General features: G+C 73.7%; 22 protein-coding genes. 8 read left to right on the top strand and 14 right to left on the bottom strand.

Annotated elements, in window-relative coordinates; all coding sequences use genetic code 11:
• Window positions 1–62 precede the first annotated feature (62 nt).
• Entirely contained in the window at window positions 63–1,820 is a 1,758-nt protein-coding gene (locus tag R2737_01235; GenBank protein MEZ5114863.1) for an acetolactate synthase, read from the bottom strand.
• Window positions 1,821–1,891: 71 nt separating this feature from the next.
• On the opposite strand from R2737_01235, the gene R2737_01230 reads away from it, so the two are divergent.
• Window positions 1,892–3,349 carry a sensor histidine kinase gene (locus R2737_01230; GenBank protein MEZ5114862.1) on the top strand — a complete coding sequence of 486 codons (1,458 nt, stop codon included), beginning with the start codon at window positions 1,892–1,894 and terminating at the stop codon, window positions 3,347–3,349.
• 273 nt (window positions 3,350–3,622) lie between these two features.
• On the opposite strand, the gene R2737_01225 is transcribed toward R2737_01230, so the two are convergent.
• Window positions 3,623–3,874 (bottom strand): WhiB family transcriptional regulator, encoded by a 252-nt coding sequence (locus R2737_01225; GenBank protein ID MEZ5114861.1) that lies wholly within the window; start codon window positions 3,872–3,874, stop codon window positions 3,623–3,625.
• A 336-nt stretch (window positions 3,875–4,210) separates the two neighbouring features.
• Complete coding sequence (locus R2737_01220) at window positions 4,211–5,137, bottom strand: diacylglycerol kinase family protein (protein ID MEZ5114860.1); 927 nt, start codon at window positions 5,135–5,137, stop codon at window positions 4,211–4,213.
• A 36-nt stretch (window positions 5,138–5,173) separates the two neighbouring features.
• Here R2737_01220 and R2737_01215 point away from each other — a divergent pair, with 36 nt between their 5' ends.
• Window positions 5,174–5,602: a hypothetical protein gene (locus R2737_01215; GenBank protein ID MEZ5114859.1), complete on the top strand. Its 429-nt coding sequence runs from the start codon at window positions 5,174–5,176 to the stop codon at window positions 5,600–5,602.
• A 25-nt stretch (window positions 5,603–5,627) separates the two neighbouring features.
• Here the strand turns inward: R2737_01215 and R2737_01210 are convergent, their stop codons facing one another.
• The 4 genes from R2737_01210 to sodN form a co-directional block, all read right to left on the bottom strand.
• Window positions 5,628–6,419 (bottom strand): RNA polymerase sigma factor SigF, encoded by a 792-nt coding sequence (locus tag R2737_01210; GenBank protein ID MEZ5114858.1) that lies wholly within the window; start codon window positions 6,417–6,419, stop codon window positions 5,628–5,630.
• Window positions 6,416–6,805 carry an anti-sigma regulatory factor gene (locus R2737_01205; protein MEZ5114857.1) on the bottom strand — a complete coding sequence of 130 codons (390 nt, stop codon included), beginning with the start codon at window positions 6,803–6,805 and terminating at the stop codon, window positions 6,416–6,418. Before R2737_01205 ends, R2737_01210 begins: the two co-directional genes overlap by 4 nt.
• A gap of 79 nt (window positions 6,806–6,884) precedes the next feature.
• Entirely contained in the window at window positions 6,885–7,427 is a 543-nt protein-coding gene (locus tag R2737_01200; protein MEZ5114856.1) for a GNAT family N-acetyltransferase, read from the bottom strand.
• A gap of 29 nt (window positions 7,428–7,456) precedes the next feature.
• Window positions 7,457–7,858, bottom strand: a complete 402-nt coding sequence (gene sodN / locus R2737_01195) for a superoxide dismutase, Ni (GenBank protein MEZ5114855.1) — start codon at window positions 7,856–7,858, stop codon at window positions 7,457–7,459.
• Between the two features lie 114 nt (window positions 7,859–7,972).
• Here sodN and R2737_01190 point away from each other — a divergent pair, with 114 nt between their 5' ends.
• Together R2737_01190 and R2737_01185 are read left to right on the top strand one after the other, a co-directional pair.
• The gene (locus tag R2737_01190) at window positions 7,973–8,317 is read left to right on the top strand and encodes a S26 family signal peptidase (GenBank protein ID MEZ5114854.1); all 345 of its coding nucleotides are present in this window, start codon (window positions 7,973–7,975) and stop codon (window positions 8,315–8,317) included.
• A 139-nt stretch (window positions 8,318–8,456) separates the two neighbouring features.
• Window positions 8,457–9,671 carry an NADP-dependent malic enzyme gene (locus R2737_01185; GenBank protein MEZ5114853.1) on the top strand — a complete coding sequence of 405 codons (1,215 nt, stop codon included), beginning with the start codon at window positions 8,457–8,459 and terminating at the stop codon, window positions 9,669–9,671.
• A gap of 198 nt (window positions 9,672–9,869) precedes the next feature.
• Here R2737_01185 and R2737_01180 read toward each other — a convergent pair whose 3' ends face one another.
• The 4 genes from R2737_01180 to R2737_01165 all read right to left on the bottom strand — a co-directional run bounded on the left by R2737_01180 (window position 9,870) and on the right by R2737_01165 (window position 15,198).
• The gene (locus R2737_01180; protein ID MEZ5114852.1) at window positions 9,870–10,901 is read right to left on the bottom strand and encodes a low specificity L-threonine aldolase; all 1,032 of its coding nucleotides are present in this window, start codon (window positions 10,899–10,901) and stop codon (window positions 9,870–9,872) included.
• Window positions 10,902–10,906: 5 nt separating this feature from the next.
• Window positions 10,907–11,623, bottom strand: coding sequence for an SDR family oxidoreductase (locus tag R2737_01175; GenBank protein MEZ5114851.1), 717 nt, complete (start codon window positions 11,621–11,623; stop codon window positions 10,907–10,909).
• On the bottom strand, window positions 11,620–13,788 hold the full coding sequence (locus tag R2737_01170) for a DUF6421 family protein (protein MEZ5114850.1): 2,169 nt from the start codon (window positions 13,786–13,788) through the stop codon (window positions 11,620–11,622). Before R2737_01170 ends, R2737_01175 begins: the two co-directional genes overlap by 4 nt.
• Window positions 13,789–13,902: 114 nt before the next feature.
• Window positions 13,903–15,198, bottom strand: a complete 1,296-nt coding sequence (locus tag R2737_01165; protein ID MEZ5114849.1) for an FAD-dependent oxidoreductase — start codon at window positions 15,196–15,198, stop codon at window positions 13,903–13,905.
• A gap of 196 nt (window positions 15,199–15,394) precedes the next feature.
• Here R2737_01165 and R2737_01160 point away from each other — a divergent pair, with 196 nt between their 5' ends.
• Together R2737_01160 and R2737_01155 are read left to right on the top strand one after the other, a co-directional pair.
• Window positions 15,395–16,363: a zinc-binding dehydrogenase gene (locus R2737_01160; protein ID MEZ5114848.1), complete on the top strand. Its 969-nt coding sequence runs from the start codon at window positions 15,395–15,397 to the stop codon at window positions 16,361–16,363.
• Window positions 16,364–16,406: 43 nt separating this feature from the next.
• The gene (locus tag R2737_01155; protein ID MEZ5114847.1) at window positions 16,407–17,243 is read left to right on the top strand and encodes a DUF4184 family protein; all 837 of its coding nucleotides are present in this window, start codon (window positions 16,407–16,409) and stop codon (window positions 17,241–17,243) included.
• On the opposite strand, the gene R2737_01150 is transcribed toward R2737_01155, so the two are convergent.
• The 3 genes from R2737_01150 to R2737_01140 form a co-directional block, all read right to left on the bottom strand.
• Window positions 17,167–17,346, bottom strand: coding sequence for a DUF6104 family protein (locus R2737_01150; GenBank protein ID MEZ5114846.1), 180 nt, complete (start codon window positions 17,344–17,346; stop codon window positions 17,167–17,169). The genes R2737_01155 and R2737_01150 overlap by 77 nt on opposite strands.
• Window positions 17,347–17,348: 2 nt before the next feature.
• Window positions 17,349–21,056: a multifunctional oxoglutarate decarboxylase/oxoglutarate dehydrogenase thiamine pyrophosphate-binding subunit/dihydrolipoyllysine-residue succinyltransferase subunit gene (locus R2737_01145; protein MEZ5114845.1), complete on the bottom strand. Its 3,708-nt coding sequence runs from the start codon at window positions 21,054–21,056 to the stop codon at window positions 17,349–17,351.
• Between the two features lie 157 nt (window positions 21,057–21,213).
• A complete protein-coding gene (locus R2737_01140; protein ID MEZ5114844.1) occupies window positions 21,214–22,389 on the bottom strand; it encodes an acyl-CoA dehydrogenase family protein in 1,176 nt (391 codons plus the stop codon).
• Between the two features lie 83 nt (window positions 22,390–22,472).
• Between R2737_01140 and R2737_01135 the strand changes: the two genes are divergently transcribed.
• Together R2737_01135 and R2737_01130 are read left to right on the top strand one after the other, a co-directional pair.
• On the top strand, window positions 22,473–23,270 hold the full coding sequence (locus R2737_01135; GenBank protein MEZ5114843.1) for an SDR family NAD(P)-dependent oxidoreductase: 798 nt from the start codon (window positions 22,473–22,475) through the stop codon (window positions 23,268–23,270).
• 109 nt (window positions 23,271–23,379) lie between these two features.
• Window positions 23,380–23,967 (top strand): hypothetical protein, encoded by a 588-nt coding sequence (locus R2737_01130; protein ID MEZ5114842.1) that lies wholly within the window; start codon window positions 23,380–23,382, stop codon window positions 23,965–23,967.
• Window positions 23,968–23,980 lie beyond the last annotated feature (13 nt).

Genomic DNA, 23,980 nt, shown 5'->3' with positions numbered 1-23,980 from the left:
CAGTGCCCGAACAACCAACGTCGGGGCGGTCCCGGATCCTCGGGGCCGCCCCGACGCGCGTGTCAGACGCCGGTCGTCGAGCGCGGGTATGCGATCGCCGGGTCCGTCATCACGTTGACCAGGTATGGCACGCCGGACGCGAACGCGCGGTCCAGCGCAGGCCCGATCTCCCCTGGTGTCGTGACCGTCTCCCCGGCGCCGCCGAGTGCGCGGACGACCTCGTCGTACGCCGTCGGCCGCAGGTCGGCGATCACGTCGTAGCCGTACAGGAACCGCATCGGGTGCTTCTCCAACGCCCAGCCGGAGTTGTTGCCCACGACCATGACCACCGGCAGGTCGTGGCGCACCAGCGTGTCCACGTCCATCAGCGAGAAGCCGGCGGCACCGTCGCCGAGCAGCAGCACCACCTGCGACGACGGCCGGGCCAGTCGCGCGGCCGCGGCATAGCCGAGGCCGGTGCCCAGGCAGCCGTACGGCCCCGGATCCAGCCAGCCGCCGGGCCGGTGCGGTTCGACGTACTTGCCCGCGAACGACACGAAGTCGCCGCCGTCGCCGATGACGACCGCGTCCTCGGCCAGCCGAGGCACCAGCTCGCCGTACACCCGGGCCGGGTGGATCGGGTCGGCGTCGGAGCCTAGGTCGGCGGCGTCGGCCGCGGTCGCCGCGTCGGCCCGCGCGCGCAGGTCGGACGCCCAGGCGGCGTACGACGGCCTGCGGACCAGGTCGGTGAAGGCGCTGAGCAGGCCGTCCAGGAGCAGGCGCAGGTCGCCGGCCGCGGAGGCCGCCAGGTCGGCGTGCTTGGCCACCTGGTCCGGCGCGTCCACGAGGTGCACGACCTTCGCCGGCGGGGCCCCGTCACGGCCGCCGAACGAGCCGTACCCCAGCCGGAAGTCCAGCGGGGTGCCGACCACCAGCACCAGGTCGGCCTGGCCGAGCGCGTGGGAGCGCGCCCGCGTCACCAGCAGCGGGTGCCCGGCGGGCAGGATGCCGCGGCCCATCCCGTTGGCGATGACAGGAATGCCGGCCTGCTCGGCCAGCCGGCGGGCCTGGTCCTCCGCCCCGCCCATCCACACGTCACCGCCGAGGATCAGGACCGGGTGGTGCGCCTCGGCCAGTAGCTCGGCGACCTCGTCCAGCGCGTCGGCGTCCGGGTCGGCGCCGGTGCCTGCGGCTCCTGTGGGTGCGGGGGACGTGCCCGGGGTGAACAGGACGTCCATCGGGACGTCCACGAACACCGGTCCGCGGTGCGGCGTGGCCGCCGCCCGGAAGGCCTCGTCCACGCCGGACGCGATGGCGTTGGCGTCCCGCAGTGTCGACGCGCGCTTGGTCACCGGCGCGACCAGAGGCGGATGGTCCAACTCCTGCAGCGCACCGGAGCCCCAGCGACCCTCCGGCGCCCGGCCGCCGAGGACGACGAGCGGTGAGGCGTTGAAGAACGCCGAGGTGATCGCGCTGACGCCATTGGTGACGCCCGGTCCGGCGGTCAGGACGGCGAAGCCGGGTGTGCGGGTCAGCTTGGCCGTGCCCTCCGCGGCGAACACCGCCGTCTGCTCGTGGCGTACGTCGACCAGGCGCAGCGCGCCCTCCCGCTCGGCCCGGCGCGGGTCGCCGTCCGCCGCCGCCACGCCGTCGGTGCCGCCGACGGCCGCGTCATACAGCGGGAACACGTGCGCGCCCGAGAGCGTGAACAGCGTGGTGACGCCGTGGGCGCGCGCCGCAGCGACCGCCTGCGCCCCGCCGTGCCCGCTCACCGTGCCGCCGGGGTCGGTGTCGCCGGGCGCTGTCGTGGGGAGGTCCGCGGGGTCGGTGGGCTGCGTCATGGCGGCGACGCTACCGGCCGTCACGGTGCGCCCGGGACGGATCCCCTCGCGGGCGGCGTAGCCTTCGCGCCGTGGCGGGACTGACGCTGCTGGCGCACGAGCGCACCGACCTCGACGAGGGCGACATCGAGCGCCTGCACGCCCTGGTCGCGGACTGGACCCTGCTGGCCGACCTGGCGCTGGCCGACCTGGTGCTGTGGCTGCCGACGTGGAACGACGCGGGCTTCGTCGCGGCCGCACAGGTACGGGCCACCACGGCGCTGACGGTCGTCCCGGACGACGTGGTCGGGTCGTTCACGCCGCGTGGGCGCCGACAGGAGCTGGACCGGGCCCTCGCGCTCGGTCGCCCGGTACTACGGCGCGACGCCACTCGTCCCCTCGCGCCGGCCGGGGTCGAGGCCCTGCCGGTGCGGCATCGGGACCGCGTCATCGGCGTGGTGGCCCGGCACTCCTCGTCCGCGCCGCGGGTGGCCGGGCGGCTGGAGGAGATGTACCTGTCCACCGCCGACGACCTGATCGAGATGATGGCCGACGGTGCCTACCCCGCCGCGACCGGACTCGGCGCCACCGGTGCGCCGCCTCGCGTCGGTGACGGCCTGGTCCGCCTCAACGCGAACGGGACCGTCGACTACGCCAGCCCCAATGCGGTGTCGGCACTGCGCCGGCTCGGCCTGGCCACCGACCTGGTCGGCGCGGACCTCGGCCGGCTCGCAGTGCAGCTGTCGCACCGGCCGGGTCCGGTCGACGAGGCGCTGGCGCTGGTCGCCGGCGGCCGTGCCGCGGGGGAGGCCGAGATCGAGAACGCCTCGGCGACGGTGTCGGTGGCGGCGCTGCCGCTGCGACGCGGCGGTCGGCCCGTGGGGGCGCTGGTGCTGCTGCGGGACGTGACCGAGCTGAGGCGGCGCGAGCGCGCGCTGCTGACCAAGGACGCCACGATCCGGGAGATCCACCACCGGGTGAAGAACAACCTGCAGACCGTCGCGGCACTGCTGCGGATGCAGACCCGGCGGCTGGACGACCCGGGGGCCCGGGAGGCGCTGGACGAGGCGGTCCGGCGGGTCGGCGCCATCGCCGTGGTCCACGAGACGCTGGCCCGCGAGCCGGGCGACTCCGTCGACTTCGACCAGATCGCCGACCGGCTGGTCGCGCTGGTGGCCGATCTGGCGACCGCGCACGCGGGCGGAACGGCCTCACCGCCCCGGGTGGTGCGGGAGGGGCGGTTCGGCTCGCTGCCGACGGATGTGGCCACGCCGGTGGCGATGGCGCTGTCGGAGCTGTTGCAGAACGCCGTCGAGCACGCGGGCGCCACGACGGTGCGGCTGCGCCCGTCGCTGGACGGGGACCGGCTGTGCGTCGCCGTCGTCGACGACGGGGCCGGGCTCCCGCCGGACTTCGACCCCGATGCCTCCGGCCGGCTCGGACTGCAGATCGTGCGGACCCTGGTCACCGAGGACCTCGGCGGGGCGCTGCGGCTGGAGCGGCCCGCCGGTGGTGGCCTGCGCGCCGTCCTCGAGGTCCCCGTCCGCTGACCCCGGACGCACTGTCTCCCTCCGGTCCCGCAGTCCCCGTCCGGTCCCGCAGTCCCCCTCCGGTCCCGCAGTCCCCCTCCGGTCCCGCAGGTCGCGGCCGAATGAGTCTGGGCGTTGTGTGCGGGCCCTGTTCGGGGCCGAACACAACGCCCAGACTCATTCAGTCGGGAAGGGGGAAGGGCGGGACCCCGCGGACGTGGGCGGGTCGGGGACGGACGTGCCGAGGCCCGCAGCCCCGTGCGGGGTGCGGGCCTCGGTCAGCGTGTGCGTGCGTCAGGCGCTGCGCGCGCGCATCCGCGCGTTGCGCCGCTTCAGTGCGCGGCGCTCGTCCTCGCTCAGTCCGCCCCAGACGCCGGCGTCCTGGCCGCTCTCCAGTGCCCAGCTCAGGCACGAGTCGACGACCTCGCAGCGACGGCAGACGGCCTTCGCCTCCTCGATCTGCAGCAGCGCGGGCCCGGTGTTGCCGATCGGGAAGAACAGCTCCGGGTCCTCGTCACGGCAGGCCGCCCGGTGGCGCCAGTCCATGCGTCCTCCTCATCAGGCCGGGTCGGGGGACCCGGCGCGAGCACCGGGGTCGGTGCTCGTGAACCTCTTCACGTACCCCCGGCCTCGCCTCACCGCCGACATGCGTCGGTCGGCCTGCTCCGGACGGGGACGGCGCGGAACCGGGGTGGCGGTCCGCAACCGGCGTCCAGGGTGACACGGCACCGGGGTCGTCACAAGACTTATCCCGCACCGGTCGCCGCGCCACACTGTCGCCTTGGTCACACCGACCCCGGGCCGCCCCATTCGTCACAGTCAGTGACGAGATGACGGGCGGATATCGACGCAGTGTGTACGAATGCGCCCACCGACCGGGCGTCAGACCACCGCGCGCAGCGCCTCGGGCACGGCCCGGAAGGTCACCCGCTGGATCTCGCCCAGACCCTCCCCGTCCACCTGGAACGCCACCGGCCGGTCCGACTCGACGGTGAACTCGGGCTGGTCGTGCAGCACGGTCAGGCTCTTGCGGGTCGACCCGGCGGTGCTGCGGGCCAGCATCCGGCGGGCGGTCCGCAGCGACGTGGCCACGCCGAGCCGGCGTACAGCGAACAGGTCCAGGCCGGTGTCGAACGACGCCAGCGGGCACGGGTCCACCGCCTTGCGCCCGAGGTAGGTCCACGGGGAGGTGTTCTGCACGATCGCCAGGAACACCCCCTCGACCGGCTCCAGCCCCGGCCGCACCACCCGCAGCGCCGGCGTCCGACGGTCGGTGGCCACGAAGAACTCGCGCAGCGTGGTGGCGAAGTACCGACCCGGGGTCGCCGCGCGCCCCTCCCCGCGCTGGCGCTCCATCGCCGCCACGATCTCCGCGTCCAGCCCCAGGCCGGCGTTGACGGTGAACCAGCGGCCGTTGGCCCGGCCCAGTCCGAGGGTCCGGGTGCGCTTCTCGCGCAGTCCGTCGAGCAACTCTCCGGTCGCCTCGACCGGGTCCGCGGGGAGCCCGAGGGCGCGTGGGAACACGTTCGCCGATCCGCCGGGCACCGTCGCGATCATCGGGACGTCCGGGCCCGGCCCGTGCTCCAGCAGGCCGTTGACGACCTCGTTGATGGTCCCGTCGCCGCCGAGCGTGACCACCACGTCCATCCGCTCCTCGCGGGCGCGGCGCCCCAGCTCCGCGGCGTGGCCGCGGTGGTCGGTGGTGACGATGTCGAGGTCGACCTCGTCGGCGAGGGCGTGCACGAGCACGTCCCGGACCCGCGGCGTGGTCGCCGTGGCGGAGTGGTTGACCACGAGGATGCCGCGCACGCGGAAAGGCTATCGGGGCGGCGTTAGGGTGCCGCCGTGCCGCTGCCGCCCGCTCCCCGCACCGTCGGCCTGCGCGCCGCGACCGCGATCGCCGCGCTCGAGGCGCTCGCCCTGATCGCCTACACGGTCTTCCTGCTCGTCGAGGCGCTCCGGCTCGGCACCACCGGGCCGGAGGAGGTGTCCAACGTGCCGGCGCTGGTCACCGAGATCGTCGTGTTCGCGGCGTTCGGCGCCGGCCTGGCGTGGCTCACCCGCGGGCTGTGGCTGCGCCGGGCGTGGGCCCGTACGCCGTTCCTGGTCGCGCAGATCTTCGGCCTCGTGGTGGGCATCCCGCTGCTGCAGGCCGAGGGCGGCGTCGAGCGTGCGGTCGGCGCGGCGGTCGTGGCCTGCGGCCTGGTGGGCGCGGTGCTGGTGTTCACCCCGGCGGTGTCGGCGGAGCTGAACGGGGACGACCCCACCGCGTAGCGGACCGCGGGTGGCCGTCGGCCTCCTACGCGTCGTCGTCGACCAGCCCGGTGCGCAGCTGGGCCAGCGACTTCGCCAGCAGCCGGGACACGTGCATCTGCGAGATGCCGATCTCCTCGGCGATCTGGGACTGGGTCTTGTTGTGGAAGAACCGCAGCAGGATGATCCGCCGCTCCCGCTCCGGGAGCGCGGCCAGCAGCGGCTTGAGCGCCTCGCGGTACTCCACGCCCTCCAGCGCCTCGTCCTCGCCGCCGAGGGTGTCCGCCAGCGCGGGGGAGTCGTCGCCGTCATCGCCGCCGGACGCTGCGTCCAGCGACGTGGTCGCGTACGCCTGCGCCGACTCCAGGCCCTCGAGGACCTCCTCCTCCGAGATGCCCAGGTGCTCGGCCAGCTCGCGGACGGTGGGCGAGCGGCCCAGGGTCTGGCTGAGCTCCCCGTTGGCGCGGGTCAGCGCCATCCGCAGCTCCTGTAGGCGACGCGGCACCCGCACCGCCCATCCCCGGTCGCGGAAGTGCCGCTTGATCTCCCCGACGATCGTGGGTGTGGCGTACGTGGAGAACTCCACGCCGCGCTCGGGGTCGAACCGGTCCACCGCCTTGATCAGCCCGATCGTGCCCACCTGGACCAGGTCGTCGTGGCTCTCGCCGCGGTCCCGGAACCTGCGGGCGAGGTACTCGACCAGCGGCAGGTGCATCGTGACGAGGGTGTCGCGTACCTCGCGCCGGCGCGGGTCGTCCTCCGGCAGTGCCGCCAGCTCGACCAGCAGCGCCCGCTCACGCTCGCGGTCGCGTTCGCCCCAGCGGCCCTCGCCGCTCACGCGTCCACCGGCAGGTCGCGCCCGACCCGCAGCGTCAGCGTGACGTGCTCCTCGTGCTCGGTCGCCACGGCGTCGTCGACCAGCGCCGTCAGCACCGTCCAGGCGAACGACCCCGGCCCGGGGCCGCGGCCGTCGACCGTCGTCGCCGACACCTCGATCGTCAGACCGGAGTTGTCGTCGTACGGGTCGAACCGGCAGGTCACCTCGCCGCCCGGGCGGACGTGCGGGAACAGGGCCGAGACGGCCTCGTCGACCGCCAGGCGTACGTCTTCCAGCCGGTCCAGCGGGAAGTCCAGCCGCGCGCACAGCGCCGCCGCCGCGGTCCGCGCCAGGACCAGGTAGGCACTGGACGCGGGGATGCGCAGCATCACGCTGCGTCCGGTCATCGGGGGACCTCCGCGGATGGGCGCGCGGGACGCGAGGCGTCCCGACCTTCGAGCCCGACGGTAGTCCCCACCGAGCCGGTCACGGGGACCGGGACGCCAGCGCCGCCAGCGCGTCGCCGGTGACCCGGTGCACCGTCCACTCGTCCATCGGCTGCGCCCCCAGCGCACGGTAGAAGCCCAGCGCCGGGTCGTTCCAGTCCAGCACCCACCACTCCAGCCGGCCGTAGCCGCGGTCCAGGCACTCCTGCGCCAGCCGGGCCAGCAGCGCCTGGCCGTAGCCCAGCCCGCGCAGCGCGGGACGGACGTACAGGTCCTCGAGATAGACGCCGTGCCGGCCCAACCAGGTGGAGAAGTTGAGGAACCACAGGGCCATCCCGGCCAGCCGGCGCCCGTCCGCCTGGTCGTGCTCGACGACCAGGCAGTAGGCGGCCGGCCGGCCGCTGGGCGTGCCCGACTCCAGGTCGGCGCCCTCGTCGGTGCCGGCGAACAGCGCCGTCGCCAGCTGGTCCTCGGTGGCGACGACCTCGTGCGGGGCGCGCTCGTACTCGGCCAGCTCCCGGATCAGGGCGAGGATCTCGGGTACGTCCTCGCGCCGGGCCGGTCGGATCGTTCCGTCGGCCACGCTGGGCGCCCCGTCTCCCGTTCGGCGCCTCAGCCCTTCTTCGTCTCCCAGAAGATCTCGGCGATCTCGTCGATCTTCGCCAGCAGCTGGTCGGCCACCGCGACGTCCACGGTGCCCTTGGTGCCGCCGGCGCCGGCGAGCTTGGTGGCCTCGTTGAACAGGTCGTTCAGCTGGGGGTAGCGCTCGAAGTGCGGCGCCTTGAAGTAGTCGGTCCACAGCACCCACAGGTGCTCCTTCACCAGGTGCGACCGCTCCTCCTTGATGGCGATGGCCCGCGCCTTGAACTCCGGGTCGTCGGAGGCGTGGTACTTCTCCATGCACGCCTTCACCGACTGGGCCTCGATCCTGGCCTGGACGGGGTCGTACACCCCGCAGGGCAGGTCGCAGTGGGCGTGCACGGTGGTCCGCGGTGCGAGCAGACGCAGCAGCATCGGGGTGTCCTTCCGTCGGGTTTCTCCTCGTGTCGGACACTACCGCCGTCGTCGGTGCTCGGCAGTCGGAGGCCGCTTGCCGACGGAGTTGTGCGTGGCGATGCGGAGGTGGGCGTGGCGATCCGGTCCGGACCGTTCCTCGCGGTCGAGGTCGCGGGGCGCTCCATGCTGCCGTCGGTGCGGCCGGGGGAGTGGTGGGTCGTGCTGCGCACCCGGGACGTGCGGGTCGGTCAGCGGGTGGTCGTCGAGCGCCCGGACCGGCCCGGCCTGCTGGTCGTGAAGCGAGCGGTACGCCAGGTCGAGGGCGGCTGGTGGGTCGAGGGGGACAACCCCGAGGAGAGCGACGACAGCCGGCTGTTCGGGGCCGTGTCGGACGACCTCGTCGTCGGGCGGTTGTGGTTCCGCTACCGGCCGCTGGTCCGACGTCGCGGCGGTCCGCGTGACGCTGTGGGAGGATGACGCCGGCCGCTCGCCGCGCACCGACCCCCTGCGCAGGCGACCCGGGCCCCACCACGGGCCGACGACCGACCTCCCGGCTGCCGACCCGCCGGGTCCCCCGTACGCCCTGCGCTTCCTGCCTTCCGAAGGATGATGCCCCGTGCCTACCCCGCCGTCCCCCGTGCCGCTGGACGAGCCCGGTCCCCTGACGACCGAGCGCGACCTCGACCCCGCCTTCCCGCTGCACCAGGGCGGGAAGATCGAGGTCCGGCCGACGGTGCGGGTACGCGACCGTGCGGGGCTGGCGCTGGCCTACACGCCGGGGGTGGCGCGGGTGTCCGAGGCGCTGGCCGAGGACCCGGCGCTGGCGTACGACTACACCTGGAAGGGCAACTCGGTCCTGGTCGTGACGGACGGGACCGCGGTGCTCGGCCTGGGCGACATCGGGCCGGTCGCGGCCCTGCCGGTGATGGAGGGAAAGGCGCTGCTGTTCAAGGAGTTCGGCGGTATCGATGCCGTGCCGATCTGTCTGGACTGCACCTCGGTCGAGGACGTCGTCGAGACGGTCGCGCGGATCGCCCCGGCCTACGGCGGCATCAACCTGGAGGACATCGCCGCGCCGCGGTGCTTCGAGATCGAGCGGCTGCTGCAGGAGCGGCTGGACATTCCGGTGTTCCACGACGACCAGCACGGCACGGCCATCGTGGTGACGGCGGCGCTGATGAACGCCGCGAAGCTGACCGGGCGGGCCCTGGGCGATCTGCGGGTCGTGGTCAGCGGTGCGGGTGCTGCCGGCGTCGCGGTGACGGACATGCTCCTCGACGCCGGGATCGGCGACGTCGCGGTGGCGGACTCGAAGGGGATCGTCCACCACGGCCGCGAGGACCTCAACGACATCAAGCGCGGGCTGGCCGGACGCACCAACATCGCCGGGCACACCGAGAGCCTGGTCGACGCGATGCACGGCGCCGACGTGTTCGTCGGCGTCTCGGCGGGTGAGGTGCCCGAGTCGGCGGTCGCCACCATGGCCGACGACGCGATCATCTTCGCGCTGGCCAACCCCAACCCGGAGATCCACCCGTCGGTGGCGGAGAAGTACGCGGCCGTCGTCGCAACCGGGCGCAGCGACTTCCCCAACCAGATCAACAACGTGCTCGCGTTCCCGGGGGTGTTCCGCGGAGCGCTGGACGTCCGGGCGACGCGGATCACGCCGGGGATGAAGGTCGCGGCTGCCGACGCCATCGCCGCCGTCGTGGGGGACGAGCTGGCGCCGGACCACGTGATCCCCAGCGTGTTCGACCCGCGGGTGTCGGCTGCCGTCGGTGTGGCGGTCGCCGACGCCGCCCGCGCCGACGGGGTGGCCCGGACCCCCTGACCCCCCGGGACCCGGACTCCGGGCTCCCCGGCCCTCCCTACCGCGCGGGAACCTGGCCCCGTCGAATGCTCGCGCGTGGGGGTTGCAGGACGGTCCCGAAACCCCCACAGGGCAGCATTCGACGACAAGGGCGAGGAGGCCCCGGCATGCGCCGGGGGACGGGCCCTGTCTGCCAGGGCTACGCGGCCTCGGCCGGGTCTACGCGGCCTCGGCCAGGGTCCGGCGGGCCAGGGCGGCGAAGGCGTCCACATCACCCTCGGTGGTGTCCCAGGAGCACATCCAGCGGACCACGTGGGAGGCCTCGTCCCACACGTAGAACGGGTATGCGTCCTGCAGCACCGGGATCACCGGGGCGGGCAGCGAGGCGAAGACCGCGTTGGCCTGCACCGGGTAGACGACGTCCAGCCCCGCGATGTCACGGACCGCGGCGTGCAGCCGCTGGGCCATCCGGTTCGCATGCGTGGCGTTGCGCAGCCACAGGTCGCCGTCGAGCAGCGCGACGAACTGCGCCGCCACGAACCGCATCTTGCTGGCCAGCTGCATCGACTGCTTCTGGATGAACGCGATCCGCTCGGCCAGCCCCGGCCGCAGCGCGACGACGGCCTCGCCGCCGAGGATGCCGTTCTTGGTGCCCCCGAACGACAGCACGTCGACACCGACGTCCGTCGTGATCTCACGCAGCCCCACTCCGAGCCCGGCGGCGGCGTTGGCGATCCGGGCGCCGTCCAGGTGCAGGTACATGTCCAGGCTGTGAGCGACCTCGGCCAGCGCGCCGATCTCGTCCGGCGTGTAGCGGGTGCCCAGCTCGGTGGACTGGGTGATCGCGACCACCTTGGGCTGCACGTGGTGCACGTCGCCCTTCCCCAAGTAGGCCGCCCGCACCAGGTCCGGCGTCAGCTTGCCGTCCGGCGTCGGGATGTCGTGCAGCTTGGAGCCGAGGAACCGCTCGGGCGCACCGCACTCGTCGACGTTGATGTGCGCGGTCGACGTGCAGATCACGTTCTCCCACGTGCTCAGCAGCGACTGCAGGCCCACCACGTTCGCGCCGGTGCCGTTGAACGCGAAGAACACCTCGGCCTGCCCGCCCAGGTGGTCGCGGAACAGCCCGACGGCCCGCTCCGTGACCGGGTCGGCGCCGTACGACGACACGTGGCCCTCGTTGACCGCGGCGATCGCCGCGAGCACCTCGGGATGGACGCCGGCGTAGTTGTCGCTGGCGAAACCGCGCATGCTGCTCAGGCTCCTGACGGGGTGAGGCGCAACCGCTGACCGTTCATGGTGCGCGCGACGTCGCTGCTGGCCCACACCAGGGCCTCGGCTAGGTCCTCCGCCGCCACGAAGCCCGGTCGTGGCTTGTCCGGGTCCTTCGCGCGCATCGCGGGCGTGAGGATCGCGTTGACCACGACCACGTTCGCGGTCGCCGACGACCCGGCGAACCGGTCCGCGAGGGCCAGCACGACCGTGTCCGAGGCGGCCTTCATCACCGAGTACGCCGCGTTGGACGAGGTCGGCCGGGTGGCCTGCGGCGACGACACCGACAGGAACCGGCCGTGCGGGGAGTCCAACAGCGCCGTCGTGAACGCGCGAGCCACGTGGTAGGTCGTGCGCACCGCCAGGTCGTGCAGCAGCGCCCAGTCCTCCAGCGGCTGCACCTCGAACGGAGTGCCGCCCTTCCAGCCGCCCACCAGGTGCCAGACGGCGTCCACGCCGCCGCGCTCGGCCGCCACGCGTTCGGCGAAGGATGCGGTCGCCTCCGCGTCTAGCAGGTCGACCGCGTAGGCGCCGTCGACGCCCGCACCGAGGTCGGCGGCCAGCGCGTCTACCTTGTCCTGCGCCACGTCCACCAGGACCACGGTGGCGCCGTCGTCGAGAGCCGCGCGGGACGCCACCGGACCCAGGCCGCCGGCCGCTCCGGTGATGACGACCCTGCGGCCGGTCAGCCGATCCGTCACGCTGCTGCCTCCCTGGCTGCGGCGAACGCCGCGCTTCGCTCCTCGAACACCGGGGCCATCTTGCCCTGCAGCGACCGGAAGAACAGGTTGAGCGGGAACTCGTCGTCGAGCACCGAGTCCACCCATGCCTTCGGCTCGTCCTCCGGCGGGGCGCCCTCGGCGCGGGCCTCCGGCGACCACGCCGACGCCAGCGCCGGCTGGACGTACTGCGACACGAAGTCGTGCGCGTCGATCCAGTAGCGCACCCGCGAGGAGTCGATGCCGCGCCGGTAGAGCGCCTGCACCTCCGCCAGCAGGTCCGCGACCGCGTCGGGCAGCGCCTCCCAGTCGATGACCAGGGTGTTGTCCGTCCAGCGGACGACGCCGCGCTGGTGCAGGTAGCCGAACATGATCTGCCCGCCGAGGCCGTCGTAGTTGCGCACCCGGGAGCCGGTCACCGGGAACCGCAGCATCCGGTCCAGCAGCACCGCGTACTGCACGTGCCGCGCGAACGGGAAGTCCTGCTTCATCTCGCCGGCCTGCACGAACGAGGTCAGGTCGCAGCGCAGCTCCTCCAGGGAGTACATCCAGAACGGCAGCCGCTGGCGGACCATGAACGGGTCGAAGGGCAGGTCGCCGCGGCTGTGCGCACGGTCGTGGATGAGGTCCCAGAGCAGGAAGGTGTCCCGCGCCAGGCCCTCGTCGGCGATCAGCGCCTGGGCGTCCGGCGGCAGCTGCAGGCGTACGACGTCGACGCAGGCGCCGGTCACGTCGTGGAAGCGGGATGCCTCGCGGTCGCAGAAGATGCCGCCGAAGTAGTTGGGCGCCTTGCCCGAGACGGTGACGGTCTCCGGGAAGAACACCGCGCACTCGGTGGCGTACCCGGCGGTATGCCCGAGCAGGTGCACCGGCACGAACTTGTCGTTGGGGAAGCCGCGCTGCTCGATCTGGGACAGCCACTGCGGCCACGGCCCGCGCACGAGCAGCAGCTCGAAGACGCGCTCGGTCGTCCCGTTGGGCGCGTACATCGGGAACACGCTGAGGTGCTCGACGCCGTCGGCACGGACCGACTCGGGCCGGAACAGCTCCAGCGACGGGCCGAAGTCCGGTACGCCGCAGCCGGAGTCGAGCCACGCCTGCAGGTCCAGGCCCTGCTGTGCCAGGAAGTCCGCGTCGTGGGGGAAGTGCGGCGCCAGCGCCGCCAGCGCGGCCCGCGCCGACGCGACGTGCTCGGCGACCGTCTCGCGATCGTGCACCGTGAGGTCGACCGTCCCGTCGGCGGCCTGCATGGCGCGCAGCGCGGAGACCGCGGCCAGCAGGGACGACCAGTTCGGTTCGGCCAGCACCGGCGACGGCGCGACCGGGTCGGAAGATGCGAACGACGGGAGCGCGACCCAGTACATGGTGTTGAGCCACAGCCGCTGGTGGTCGAACTCCGAGATGCAGTCGTCACCGAACAGGTCGGAGTCCGCGAACGCGACCACGCGGCCCGCGCCCGACTCGGCCACCGCGACCAGCGGGGCGTTCGCGGGGGAGGCCGTGCCGGACGCCGTGACGACCGCGCGGGCGCCGTCGCCGACGGTGAGGGCGCCGGCGCGGTAGAAGCAGACCTGGTCGATCCGGTGCAGCACGTCGGCGACCTCGGGTGCGTCGGTGCCGCCACCGAGGACCCAGCTCGGCGCCTTGTGGTGGTGCTCGTAGTCCTGCACGGTGGCGTTGCCGAAGGCGATGCCGTACGGAGCGAGCAGGGCGTCCAGGTTGGCGCCGTACTTGGCCTCCTCGGTCTCGCCCAGCACCACCAGGCCGCCGCCGCCCTCGACGAACCCGCGCAGCGCGGCCAGCTCGTCGTCGGTGAGCGACGGGCTGCCGACGCCGGTGGTCGCCTCCCACTGCGGGTCGGAGGGGTGGGCGATGACGACGACGTCGACGCCCGCGAGCCGGTCCGCGGTGAGCAGGCCCTCGGCGTTGACCACGACCTCGAAGTCGCGGTCGGCGAGCAGCTGGGCGGCGCGCGCGTAGGAGGAGTCCGCGGGGTGGTGCGGCTGCATCCGGGCGGTCACCTCCGGGCGGGCGCTCCACGCCTCCTGGTGGGCCTCGTCGATGAGCACGCGCACGCGGGTGCGCTGGCGCAGCTCGGTCGACGGCGGGATGACGACGAGGCCGGCCTCGTCCTGCGTGCGGTCCACGGGTCCTCCTGGGTGGGCGCGCTACCGGCCGGAAGATGTCCGGCCTCGACGGCGGCCCACGATAAGACGTCCCGTCGGCGCCCGGCAAACGCCGCGGGGCGGTGTCGCCGCCGGTCAGCGGCGATCCGCGACCAGGTCGGCGAGGCTGCGCCCGGGGTCGGCGACGTCCTCGGCCGCGACCGGCTCGGTGCCGGCGAGCAGGCGGCGCAGGGCGGCATGCTCCTTGCGCTGCGCGAACCCGACCGCGAGCCCGGCGACCAGGACGTCGTCGCGGACGTACAGCGCGAGCAGGTCGTCACCGCCCCCGCCGCGCAGGAGGGTGGTGTCGGCGAGCTCGGGGGTGCCCACCACGTTGGCGGTCAGTCCGTACTGGTCAGTCCACCAGGTGGGGACGTCGTCGTACGGCTGGCCGCCGCCGAGGATCGCCGCGGCGATGGTGCGCCCGTGCCCGACGGCGACGTTGTAGTGCGGGCAGCGGTACGGCACCGGCGCGTCCCTCCCCGGCGGGGCTGCGAACCGGCTGGGGTAGGCCGCGATGTCCCCGCCGGCGTACACGTCGGGCACCGACGTGCGCAGCCGGTCGTCGACGAGGACGGCGGCGGGTCGACCGGCGCCGGCGCTCTGCACCGCGCAGCCGGTGGCCACGGCCAAGTCCAGGCGGGGAGTGGCGCCGACGGCGACGACCACGAGGTCCGCGGGGAGGGTGCCTGCGCTCGCGCTGACCGCGCCCACGCGTCCGCCCGGGCCCGGTTCCAGGGCGAGGACGGTCGTGCCGGTGCGGATCGGCACCCCGTGCCGCGCGTGCAGGTCGCGGAACCAGGCGGCGACCTCGGTTCCGACCGCGTGCACCAGCGGCTGGGCGACGGTCTCCAGCACGGTCACCTCCCGACCGGTCCCGCGCAGTGCGGCGGCAGCCTCGCACCCCACGAAGCCCGCACCCACCACCACGACGCGCCGTACCGGTCGCGCGGTGTCGGCGAGGGCGCGCGCGCAGGCGTCGGCGCCGGTGAGTTCGTCGACGCACACCACGCCCGGCAACTCCTCCCCGGGGACGCCGAGGCGGCGCGGCTGCGAGCCGGTCGCCAGCACCAGGGCGGACCAGGACAGCGTGTCGCCGGTGTCCGTGAGCACGGTCCGCCCGACGGGGTCGACCGAGGTGACGCGGGTGCCCAGCGCCAGACGCACGCCGTGCTCGTCCCACCAGTCGGCCGGCCGCGGCCAGACCGCGTCGTCCTCGGCCGCTCCGACGAGCACGGACTTGGACAGCGGCGGCCGGTCGTACGGGGCGTCGGGCTGCGCGTCGACGAGCAGGACGTCGCGGCCGGCGGCCCCGAGGTCCGCGGCCGCGGCCTGCCCGGCCATCCCCCCGCCCACCACCACGACGGGGGCTGCGGTGGTCTGATCCGGCACCCGCCGAACGTACCGCCCGCGTACGGCGCCACCCCCGCCCCCCGACCCCCCGCCCCCCGATCCCCGCCCACCGCTCTGCGCTCTGCGCTCTGCGCGACGGAATGAGTCCCCACGTCGCTTGGCGGCCGGAATCGGCCGCTCAAGCGACGCCCGGACTCATTCCGTCGTGGAGGGGTGGGGCGGGTACGTTCGGGGGATGCTCGCCGTGTATGCCGACCGTCCCGAGCCCGACGACCCGCTGTCCGCCCTGGTGGTGGGGGAGCGCCCAGAGCCGGAGGTCCCCGACGGCTGGACCACGGTCGAGGTCCGCGCCGCCAGCCTCAACCACCACGACCTGTGGACCCTGCGCGGCGTGGGGATCCCGGCCGACCGGTTCCCGATGATCCTGGGCTGCGACGCGGCCGGCGTGGACGAGGACGGCCGCGAGGTCGTGGTGCACGCGGTGATCGGCGACCCGGCGGTGGGCGGCGGCGACGAGACGCTCGACCCGCGCCGCACGCTGCTGTCCGAGAAGCACCCCGGCACCTTCGCCGAACGGGTCGCCGTCCCCCGTCGCAACCTGGTGTCCAAGCCCGAGGCGCTGACCTGGGCCGAGGCCGCCTGCCTGCCGACCGCGTGGCTGACCGCCTACCGGATGCTGGCGACCCGGTCCGGGTTGCGGGCCGGCGACACCGTGCTTGTGCAGGGCGCCGGCGGCGGCGTGGCGACCGCCCTGGTGGTCCTGGGCCGTGCTCTCGGCCTGCGGGTCTGGGTCACCTCACGGGACGAGGCCAAGCGGGCCCGCGCGCTCGAACTGGGCGCGCACGCGGCCTTCGAGTCCGGCGCCCGGCTGCCCGAGCGGGTCGACGTGGTCATGGAGACCGTCGGCGCCGCGACCTGGTCGCACTCGTTGAAGGCGCTTCGCCCGGGCGGCCGCATCGTGGTGTCCGGCGCGACCAGCGGCTTCAACCCGCCCGCGGACCTGTCCCGCGTCTACTTCCTGCAGCTGTCCGTCGTGGGCTCCACCATGGGCACCCGGGACGAGCTGCAGCGGCTCATCACCCTGTGCGACACGGCCGGTGTCCGGCCCCTGATCGACCACGAGGTCCCCCTGGTCGAGGCCCGCGCCGCCTTCGAGGCGATGGAGCGCGGCGAGGTGTTCGGCAAACTGGTGCTGACCGTCTGACCCCGGACCGGCGCCCGCCGGCCCCCGCAACCCCAGGACCGACGTGCCCTTCACCCTCGCCCACCCGGCCGTGGTGGCCCCGCTCCTGCGGCGCTCCGGGCCCACCCGCTTCGGCATCGTGCCGGGAGCGGTGGCGGCGGGCGCGGTCGCACCGGACCTCGGGTGGTACCTGCCGCCCTGGCTCGGCATCGAGGTGCCGCCGGGCACCCTCACCCACTCCCTGCTCGGCGCGCTGACGGTGGACCTGGTCGTCGGGCTCACCGCGTACGTGGTCTGGCGGCTGGTCGTGCGCCGCCCGCTGCTGGCGCTGCTGCCGGACCCGTGGCGGACGGCTGCCCTCGACGCGACCCGGTCCGTGGCCCCGGGGCGGGGGCCTGCGGCGGCCGTGGGCCTGGTCGTTGTGAGCCTGGTCCTGGGGACCCTGTCGCATGTCGGCCTCGACGTGCTCACCCACGACAGCACCGCGACCCCGGAGCCGCTGCTGCACGCCGCGGTGGCCGGGCGCAGCTGGGCCGACGTGCTGCAGGTGGCGCTGTCCGTCCTCGGCCTGATCGTGCTGGGCTGGCTGCTCGTGGCCTGGCTGCCGGGGGTCGCCCGGCCGCTCGGGCCGCTCGCGCGCTGGCGGCCGATGCTGCTGCTGGCGGGGGCGGTCGCCGCCGCGTCGGTCCTCGGCGCCGTGGAGCGACTGGCCGTCACCGACCCCACCGGGGCCTTCGGGTACGTGTCCGCCGCGCTGTTCGGTGCCGGCTGGTGGGCGGCCGTCGTCGCGGTCGGCTACGCGGCCGGCTGGTGGCTGCTCCGCCTCAGTCGTCGTCGGGGTCGTCCAGCCGCGCCAGCCACGTCGCCAGACGCTCCACCGGTGTCTCGAACTCCGGGTTGAGGTCCACGAACTCCCGCAGTCGCTCGGCCAGCCAGGCCAGGCTGACGTCCTCGTCCCCGCGACGACGCTCCAGCTCCTCGATCCCGCGGTCGGTGAAGTACATCGCTACGCGAACGCGGCCTGGACGATCGTGCGCTGCTCCTCCTCGTGCCGGCTGTGCGAGCCGACGGCGGGCGAGGACGACGGCGGCCTGGTGATTCCGAGGAGCGTGCGCCCGATGACCTGGGGCAGGTTGATCGAGATGAACTGCCACGCGCCCTGGTTGGCCGGCTCCTCCTGCACCCACCGGATCTCGGCGTCGGGGTAGGGCTCCAGCGCGGCCGGCAGCGTCTTCCACGGGATCGGGTAGAGGCGCTCCATCCGCACGATCGCCGTGTCGGTCGCCTTGCGGCGGTCCCGCTCGGCGGCCAGGTCGTAGTAGACCTTCCCGCTGCACAGCAGCACCTTGCGCACGTTGGCCGGGTCCGCCGTCGTGTCCGGGATCACCGCTCGGTAGTGGCCGGTGGTGAACTCCGACACGGGGGACGTGGCGAACTTCGCGCGCAGCAACGACTTCGGCGTGAACACGATCAGTGGTCGGGTGAGCGGCGAGTGCACCTGCCAGCGCAGCAGGTGGAAGTATGACGCCGGGGTGCTCGGCATCGCGACCGTCATGTTGTCCTGCGCGCACAGCTGCAGGAAGCGCTCCACCCTGGCCGAGGAGTGGTCCGGGCCCTGGCCCTCGTAGCCGTGCGGGAGCAGCAGGACCACCGACGAGCGCTGGTTCCACTTCTGCTCGCCGGAGGAGATGAACTCGTCGATGATCGTCTGCGCACCGTTGGTGAAGTCGCCGAACTGCGCCTCCCACATGACCAGGGCGTCCGGCCGAGCCACCGAGTAGCCGTACTCGAAGCCCATCGCGGCGAACTCGCTGAGCAGGGAGTCGTAGACGAAGAGCTTGGCGCCGTTCTCGTAGCAGCGCTTGAGCGGCTTGTACTGCTGCCCGCTGGTCTTGTCCACGATGACCGCGTGGCGGTGCCCGAACGTGCCGCGGCGGGAGTCCTGGCCGGCGAGCCGGATCCAGCGGCCCTCCTGCAGCAGTGACCCGATGGCGAGCGCCTCGCCCATGCCCCAGTCGATCGCGTCGTCGGCGACCATCTGCGCCCGGCGCTGCAGCTGCGGTGCGAGGCGGGGGTGGACGTGGAAGCCCTCGGGCATGTCGACCTGGCTGGCGACCACGCGCTGCACCGTCGCCTGGTCGATCGCGGTGGGCACGGAGTACGCGGGCCGCTGGGGGGCCAGCTCCTTCTGCCCGGCCCGCTCGATCGGCGACGAGGTCTCGCTGAACGTCTCGCCCTCGTCCTCGTCCTCCTGCAGCACCGAGCGGGTCTCCTGGAACACCCGCTCGAGCTGGTCCTGGAAGTGCCGCAGCGCCTGCTCGGCCTCCTCCACCGAGATGTCGCCGCGACCGATCAGGGACTCGGTGTAGAGCTTGCGCACCGAGCGCTTCTGGTCGATCACGGAGTACATCAGCGGCTGGGTCAGCGACGGGTCGTCCGCCTCGTTGTGGCCGCGCCGTCGGTAGCAGATGAGGTCGACGACGACGTCCTTCTGGAACGCCTGCCGGAACTCGAACGCCAGCCGGGCCACCCGCACGACGGCCTCGGGGTCGTCGCCGTTGACGTGGAAGATCGGCGCCTGGATCATCCGGGCGGCGTCGGTCGGGTAGACGCTGGACCGGCTGTAGCGCGGCGACGTGGTGAAGCCGACCTGGTTGTTGACGACCACGTGGATGGTCCCGCCGGTGCGGTAGCCCTGCAGCTGCGACAGGTGCAGCGTCTCGGTGACCACGCCCTGCCCGGCGAAGGCCGCGTCCCCGTGCATCAGGACCGGCAGCACGTCGAACGCCTGCTCCCGCGGCAGCATGTCCTGCTTGGCCCGGACGATCCCCTCGAGGACCGGGTCGACCGCCTCCAGGTGGGAGGGGTTCGCCGCGAGGTAGACGGCGCACTGCGCGCCGCTGTCGGCGGTGAACTTCCCCTCGGTGCCGAGGTGGTACTTCACGTCGCCGGATCCCTGGACCGACTCCTCGCCGTACTCGCCCTCGAACTCACGGAAGATCTGGCCGTACGACTTGCCCGCGATGTTGGCGAGCACGTTGAGGCGGCCGCGGTGCGGCATGCCGATGCAGACCTCGGGCAGCCCCTGCTCGGCCGCCTCGGTCAGGATCGCGTCCAGCAGCGGGATCGCGGACTCGCCGCCCTCCAGGGAGAAGCGCTTCTGCCCGACGTACTTGGTCTGCAGGAAGGTCTCGAACGCCTCCGCCTCGTTGAGCTTGCGCAGGATCCGCAGCTGCTCCTCGCGGTCGGGCTTGGCGTGCGGGACCTCGACCCGGTCCTGGATCCAGGCCCGCTGCTCGGGGTCCTGGATGTGCATGTACTCGATGCCGATAGTGCGGGCGTAGGAGTCCCGCAGGACCTTGAGGATCTCGCGCAGCCGCATCAGCGCCTTGCTGCCGAACGCGCCGGTCGCGAACTCGCGGTCGAGGTCCCACAGGGTCAGGCCGTGGCTGAGCACGTCGAGGTCGACGTGATTGCGCTGGCGGTACTCCAGCGGGTCGGTGTCGGCCATCAGGTGGCCGCGGACCCGGAACGCGTGGATGACCTCCTGCACGCGGACCGTCTTGTCCAGGTCGGTCTCATGGGAGGCGGAGATGTCGCGGGCCCAGCGGATGGGGACGTACGGGATCCGCAACGACCGGAAGATGTCGTCGTAGAAGTCGTCCTCACCCAGCAGCAGCTGGTGCACCCGGCGCAGGAACTCCCCGGACTGGGCGCCCTGGATGATCCGGTGGTCGTACGTCGACGTCAGCGTGAGCATCTTCGACACCGCGTTGCGGGTCAGGCTCTCCTCCGACGCGCCCTGCCACTCCGCGGGGTACTCCAGCGCGCCGACCCCGACGATCGCGCCCTGGCCGGCCATCAGCCGGGGCACGGAGTGGACCGTGCCGATCGTGCCCGGGTTGGTCAGGCTGATCGTGGTGCCGGCGAAGTCGTCCACGCCCAGTTTGCCGTTGCGCGCCTTGCGGACCAGGTCCTCGTACGTCGCCCAGAACTGGGCGAAGTCCATCGACTCCGCGTGCTTGATCGAGGGCACCAGCAGCTGCCGGGTGCCGTCGGGCTTGGCCAGGTCGATGGCCAGGCCGAGGTTGACGTGCTCGGGCTGCACGACCACCGGCTTGCCGTCGGACTGCGCGAACATCGCGTTCATCGCCGGGACGTCCCGGACGGCGCGGACCACGGCGAAGCCGATCAGGTGGGTGAACGACACCTTGCCGCCGCGGCCGCGGGCCAGGTGGTTGTTGATGACCGTGCGGTTGTCCATCAGCAGCTTCGCGGGGACCGAGCGCACGCTGGTCGCCGTGGGGACGGCGAGGCTGGCCTCCATGTTGGCGACCACGCGGGCCGCGGGGCCGCGCAGCGGGGTGACATCGGCCCCCTCGGGCGCCGCCGGCGCGGACACCGCGGGTGCCGATGCGGGCGGCTTCGGGGCCGCGGCCGGTGCCCTCGCGGGCGCCGGAGCGGCAGGGGCAGCCGCCGGCGCGGCAGCGGAGGGTGCCGGCACGGCCTCCGGGGGCAGCGCGCGCAGTGGGGAGTACTCCGCCGGCCGGTAGTCGGCGAAGAAGTCCCACCAGGCCGGGTCGACGCTGTCGCGGTCCTGCAGGTACTGCTGGTAGATCTCGTCGACCAGCCACTCGTTGGGTCCGAAGCCCGACATCCGGCGGTCGGCCGGGTCGGCGGTCTGCCGACCGTCGGCGGGGAGGTCCGTGGTCACGGGGCGACCCTTTCCGGCGGCGCCGCGCGGCACGCCGCACTGTCGCGGTCTTCGACCGCACAGCCTAGTCGGGGCGGTGGTGGCGGACCTCCCGGACAGCGGCCCGCGGCCCGCGCTCTGCGGCGGACGGCCCGACCCGTGCGCCGGGTGGTGGCGGCTACAGACCGAGGGTGCGGGCGATCACGAGCTGCTGGACCTCGCTGGCGCCTTCGACGACCCGCAGCATCCGCAGGTGGCGCAGCACCCGCTCGACCGGGCCCTCGCGCATCAGGCCCATGCCGCCGAACACCTGCAGGCACCGGTCGGCCACGCCGTACGCACGCTCGGTGGCGTAGTACTTCACGATCGACGCGTCGCCCATGATGGACAGGGGATCGGCGCCCTGGTCGACTGTCCAGGCCAGGTGGTAGACCAGCCAGCGGACCGCCTCGATGTCCGCCTTGCTCTGCGCGAGCGGGAAGGACACGCCCTCGAACTTGCCCAGCGGCTTGCCGAACGCGGTGCGGGTGCGCGCGTGGGCGACGGCGGAGTCCAGTGCCCACTCGGCCAGGCCGAGGGACTGCGCGCCGATGTAGGCCCGGCCGGCGTTGAGGAACGCCATCGCCTCGAAGAACCCCATGCCGACCTCGCCGACGACGTGGTCGGCGGGGACGCGGGCCTCGTCGAGGAAGATCTCGGCCGGGTGCGCGTCGGAGATGTTCCACTGCACCTTGCCCCGGCGGATCCGGTCGCCGGGGACGACGAACGCGGTGATCCCGCCGGCGGCCCGCTTGTCCGGGTCGGTCACCGCGAAGACCAGCGCGAAGTCGGCCTTGTCGCCGTTGGTGATGTAGTGCTTGTGCCCGGTGATGACCCAGTCGTCGCCGTCGCGCACGGCCCGGGTGCGGATGGCCTGGGCGTCGCTGCCGGCCTCGGGCTCGGTGAGCGCGAAGCACATCGACCGCTCCGCCCGCGCCACGGGGAGGAGGTACTCGTCCCACAGGTGGCGGGGCAGCTTGAGCAGCAGCGGGGACGGGCCGGACGGGTTCGGCGGCGCGACGGCCAGCATGCCCAGCCGCAGGCCGGACCGGGCCGCGTCCTCGACCAGCAGCGTGGTGCCGAGGGTGGACAGCCCCTGGCCGCCGGCGTCCTCGGGCAGGTAGGCGGCGTAGAAGCCCTGCTCGGCACTGCGCCGCATGACCTGCCGCGCCACGTCGCGGAGCAGGTCGAGGTCCGGCGACTCGCCCCACCACTGGGCCTGGTGCTCCTCCTCCAACGGCCGGACCTCCCGGTCCAGGAACGACGCGAATGACGCGCGCAGCGCGGTGAGCTCCTCGGGCACGGTGAAGTCCATGCGGCGATCCTGCCCCAGCGGCCGCACCCCGTGAACGGGCCCCCGGGGTGCGGCGACGCCGGACCGGCCTCACGCTGGCCCGCATGGAGCACACCGACGGGTCCGGGCCGCCGAGGTACGAGGGACCTGCGTACGCAGACCTGGACGGCGACCTCGACGGCCGGGTCGCGGTGGTGACGGGTGGATCCCGTGGCATCGGGCTCGCGGCCGCGCGCGCGATGGCCCGGCTGGGCGCGACCGTGGTCCTGGTGGGCCGCGACGGCGACCGGGCCCGGGCGGCCGCGGAGGCCCTGGTCGCGCAGGGGCTGGACGCCGTCGGGGCCGGCTGCGACCTGGCCGACGCCGACGAGGTGGACCGGCTGGTGGCCGCCCTGGGCGCGCTGGCGCAGCCGGACGTGCTGGTGGCCGCGGCCGGCGTGATGAGCGAGCGGACCGCGAAGACGCTGCGGACCGGGCCGGACGAGTGGCGTCGGGTGATGGGGGTCAACGCCGACGGCACGTTCCACGCCCTGCGCGCCTTCGTCCCCGGCATGGTGGAGCGCCGCAGCGGCCGGGTGGTCACGGTGAGCGCGTGCCTGGGCCGCTTCAGCGGCCCGGGGACCTCCGGGGGGCTCGCGCCGTACCGGGTGTCCAAGGCCGCGGTGAATGCGCTGACGAAGAACCTGGCGGCCGAACTCGGCCACGGCCGACGGGGTGTTCTCGTCGATGCCATGTGCCCCAACCACTGCCGCACGGACATGGGCGGACAGGACGCGCCCCGGTCGGCCGACCAGGGGGCGGACACCATCGTCTGGCTGACCACCCGGTCGGCCACGGGTCCGGACGGCGACCCGGTGCCGACCGGGCTGCTGTGGGAGGACCGCCAGCCGGTGCCCTGGTGAGGACGCGGCGGGCCCGACGACGGCCCCGTTCCCGGGATCCCGGTCCTGGACCGCCTACGCTGCGGGAGACGGTGCGTCCGTGCACCGCGACCGGACAGGGGGTACTCCCATGATGCGCCGTCGCCGGACCCTGGTCCTCCCGCTCACCGGGTTGCTGGCTGCCGGCGTCCTCGTCGGCGGCTGCAGCGCCAAGTCCGACGAGGCGGTCGCCTGGGCCGGAGCGGAGTGCACCGCGGTCGCGAACGTCTACCTGTCCTCCCGGCTCCTGGCCAGCCTGGTGCCCGAGGCGAGCGGGATCGACGATGCGTCCCTCGCGCTGTTCCAGGCGCGGCTCGGCGACGCGGTGTCGGCCGTCAGCGACGCGGTCATCCGGGAGTCCCAGCAGCTGCAGTCCGCTCCCGGCGAGCTCGCGGACGCCATCGCGCCGATCCAGGGCGCCTCCGCGGCGGTGTCCGACAGCATGCAGAAGTCCGGCACCGCGCTCGGTGCGCTCGCCGGTGCCCCCGACGCGTCCGCCGCCGACGCGGCGGCCCCGGCGGCGATCACCGCCGCCAACGACGTCCGCGACTCCGCCACGGCACTCGCGACGGCCGTGGCCGAGGTGACCGCGGCCAACGACACCTTCCAGGCCGCGCCCTACTGCGCCTCGACGTTCTCCGACCCCGCCTCGCTGCCGACTGCCGTTCCGTCCAGCTGACCCCAAGCGACGC

This window comes from Candidatus Nanopelagicales bacterium (assembly GCA_041393815.1).
Lineage (GTDB): Bacteria > Actinomycetota > Actinomycetes > S36-B12 > JAWKJK01 > JAWKJK01.
The sequence above is the reverse complement of the archived record's forward strand: the minus strand, read 5'-3'. Positions and strand labels throughout refer to the sequence as shown.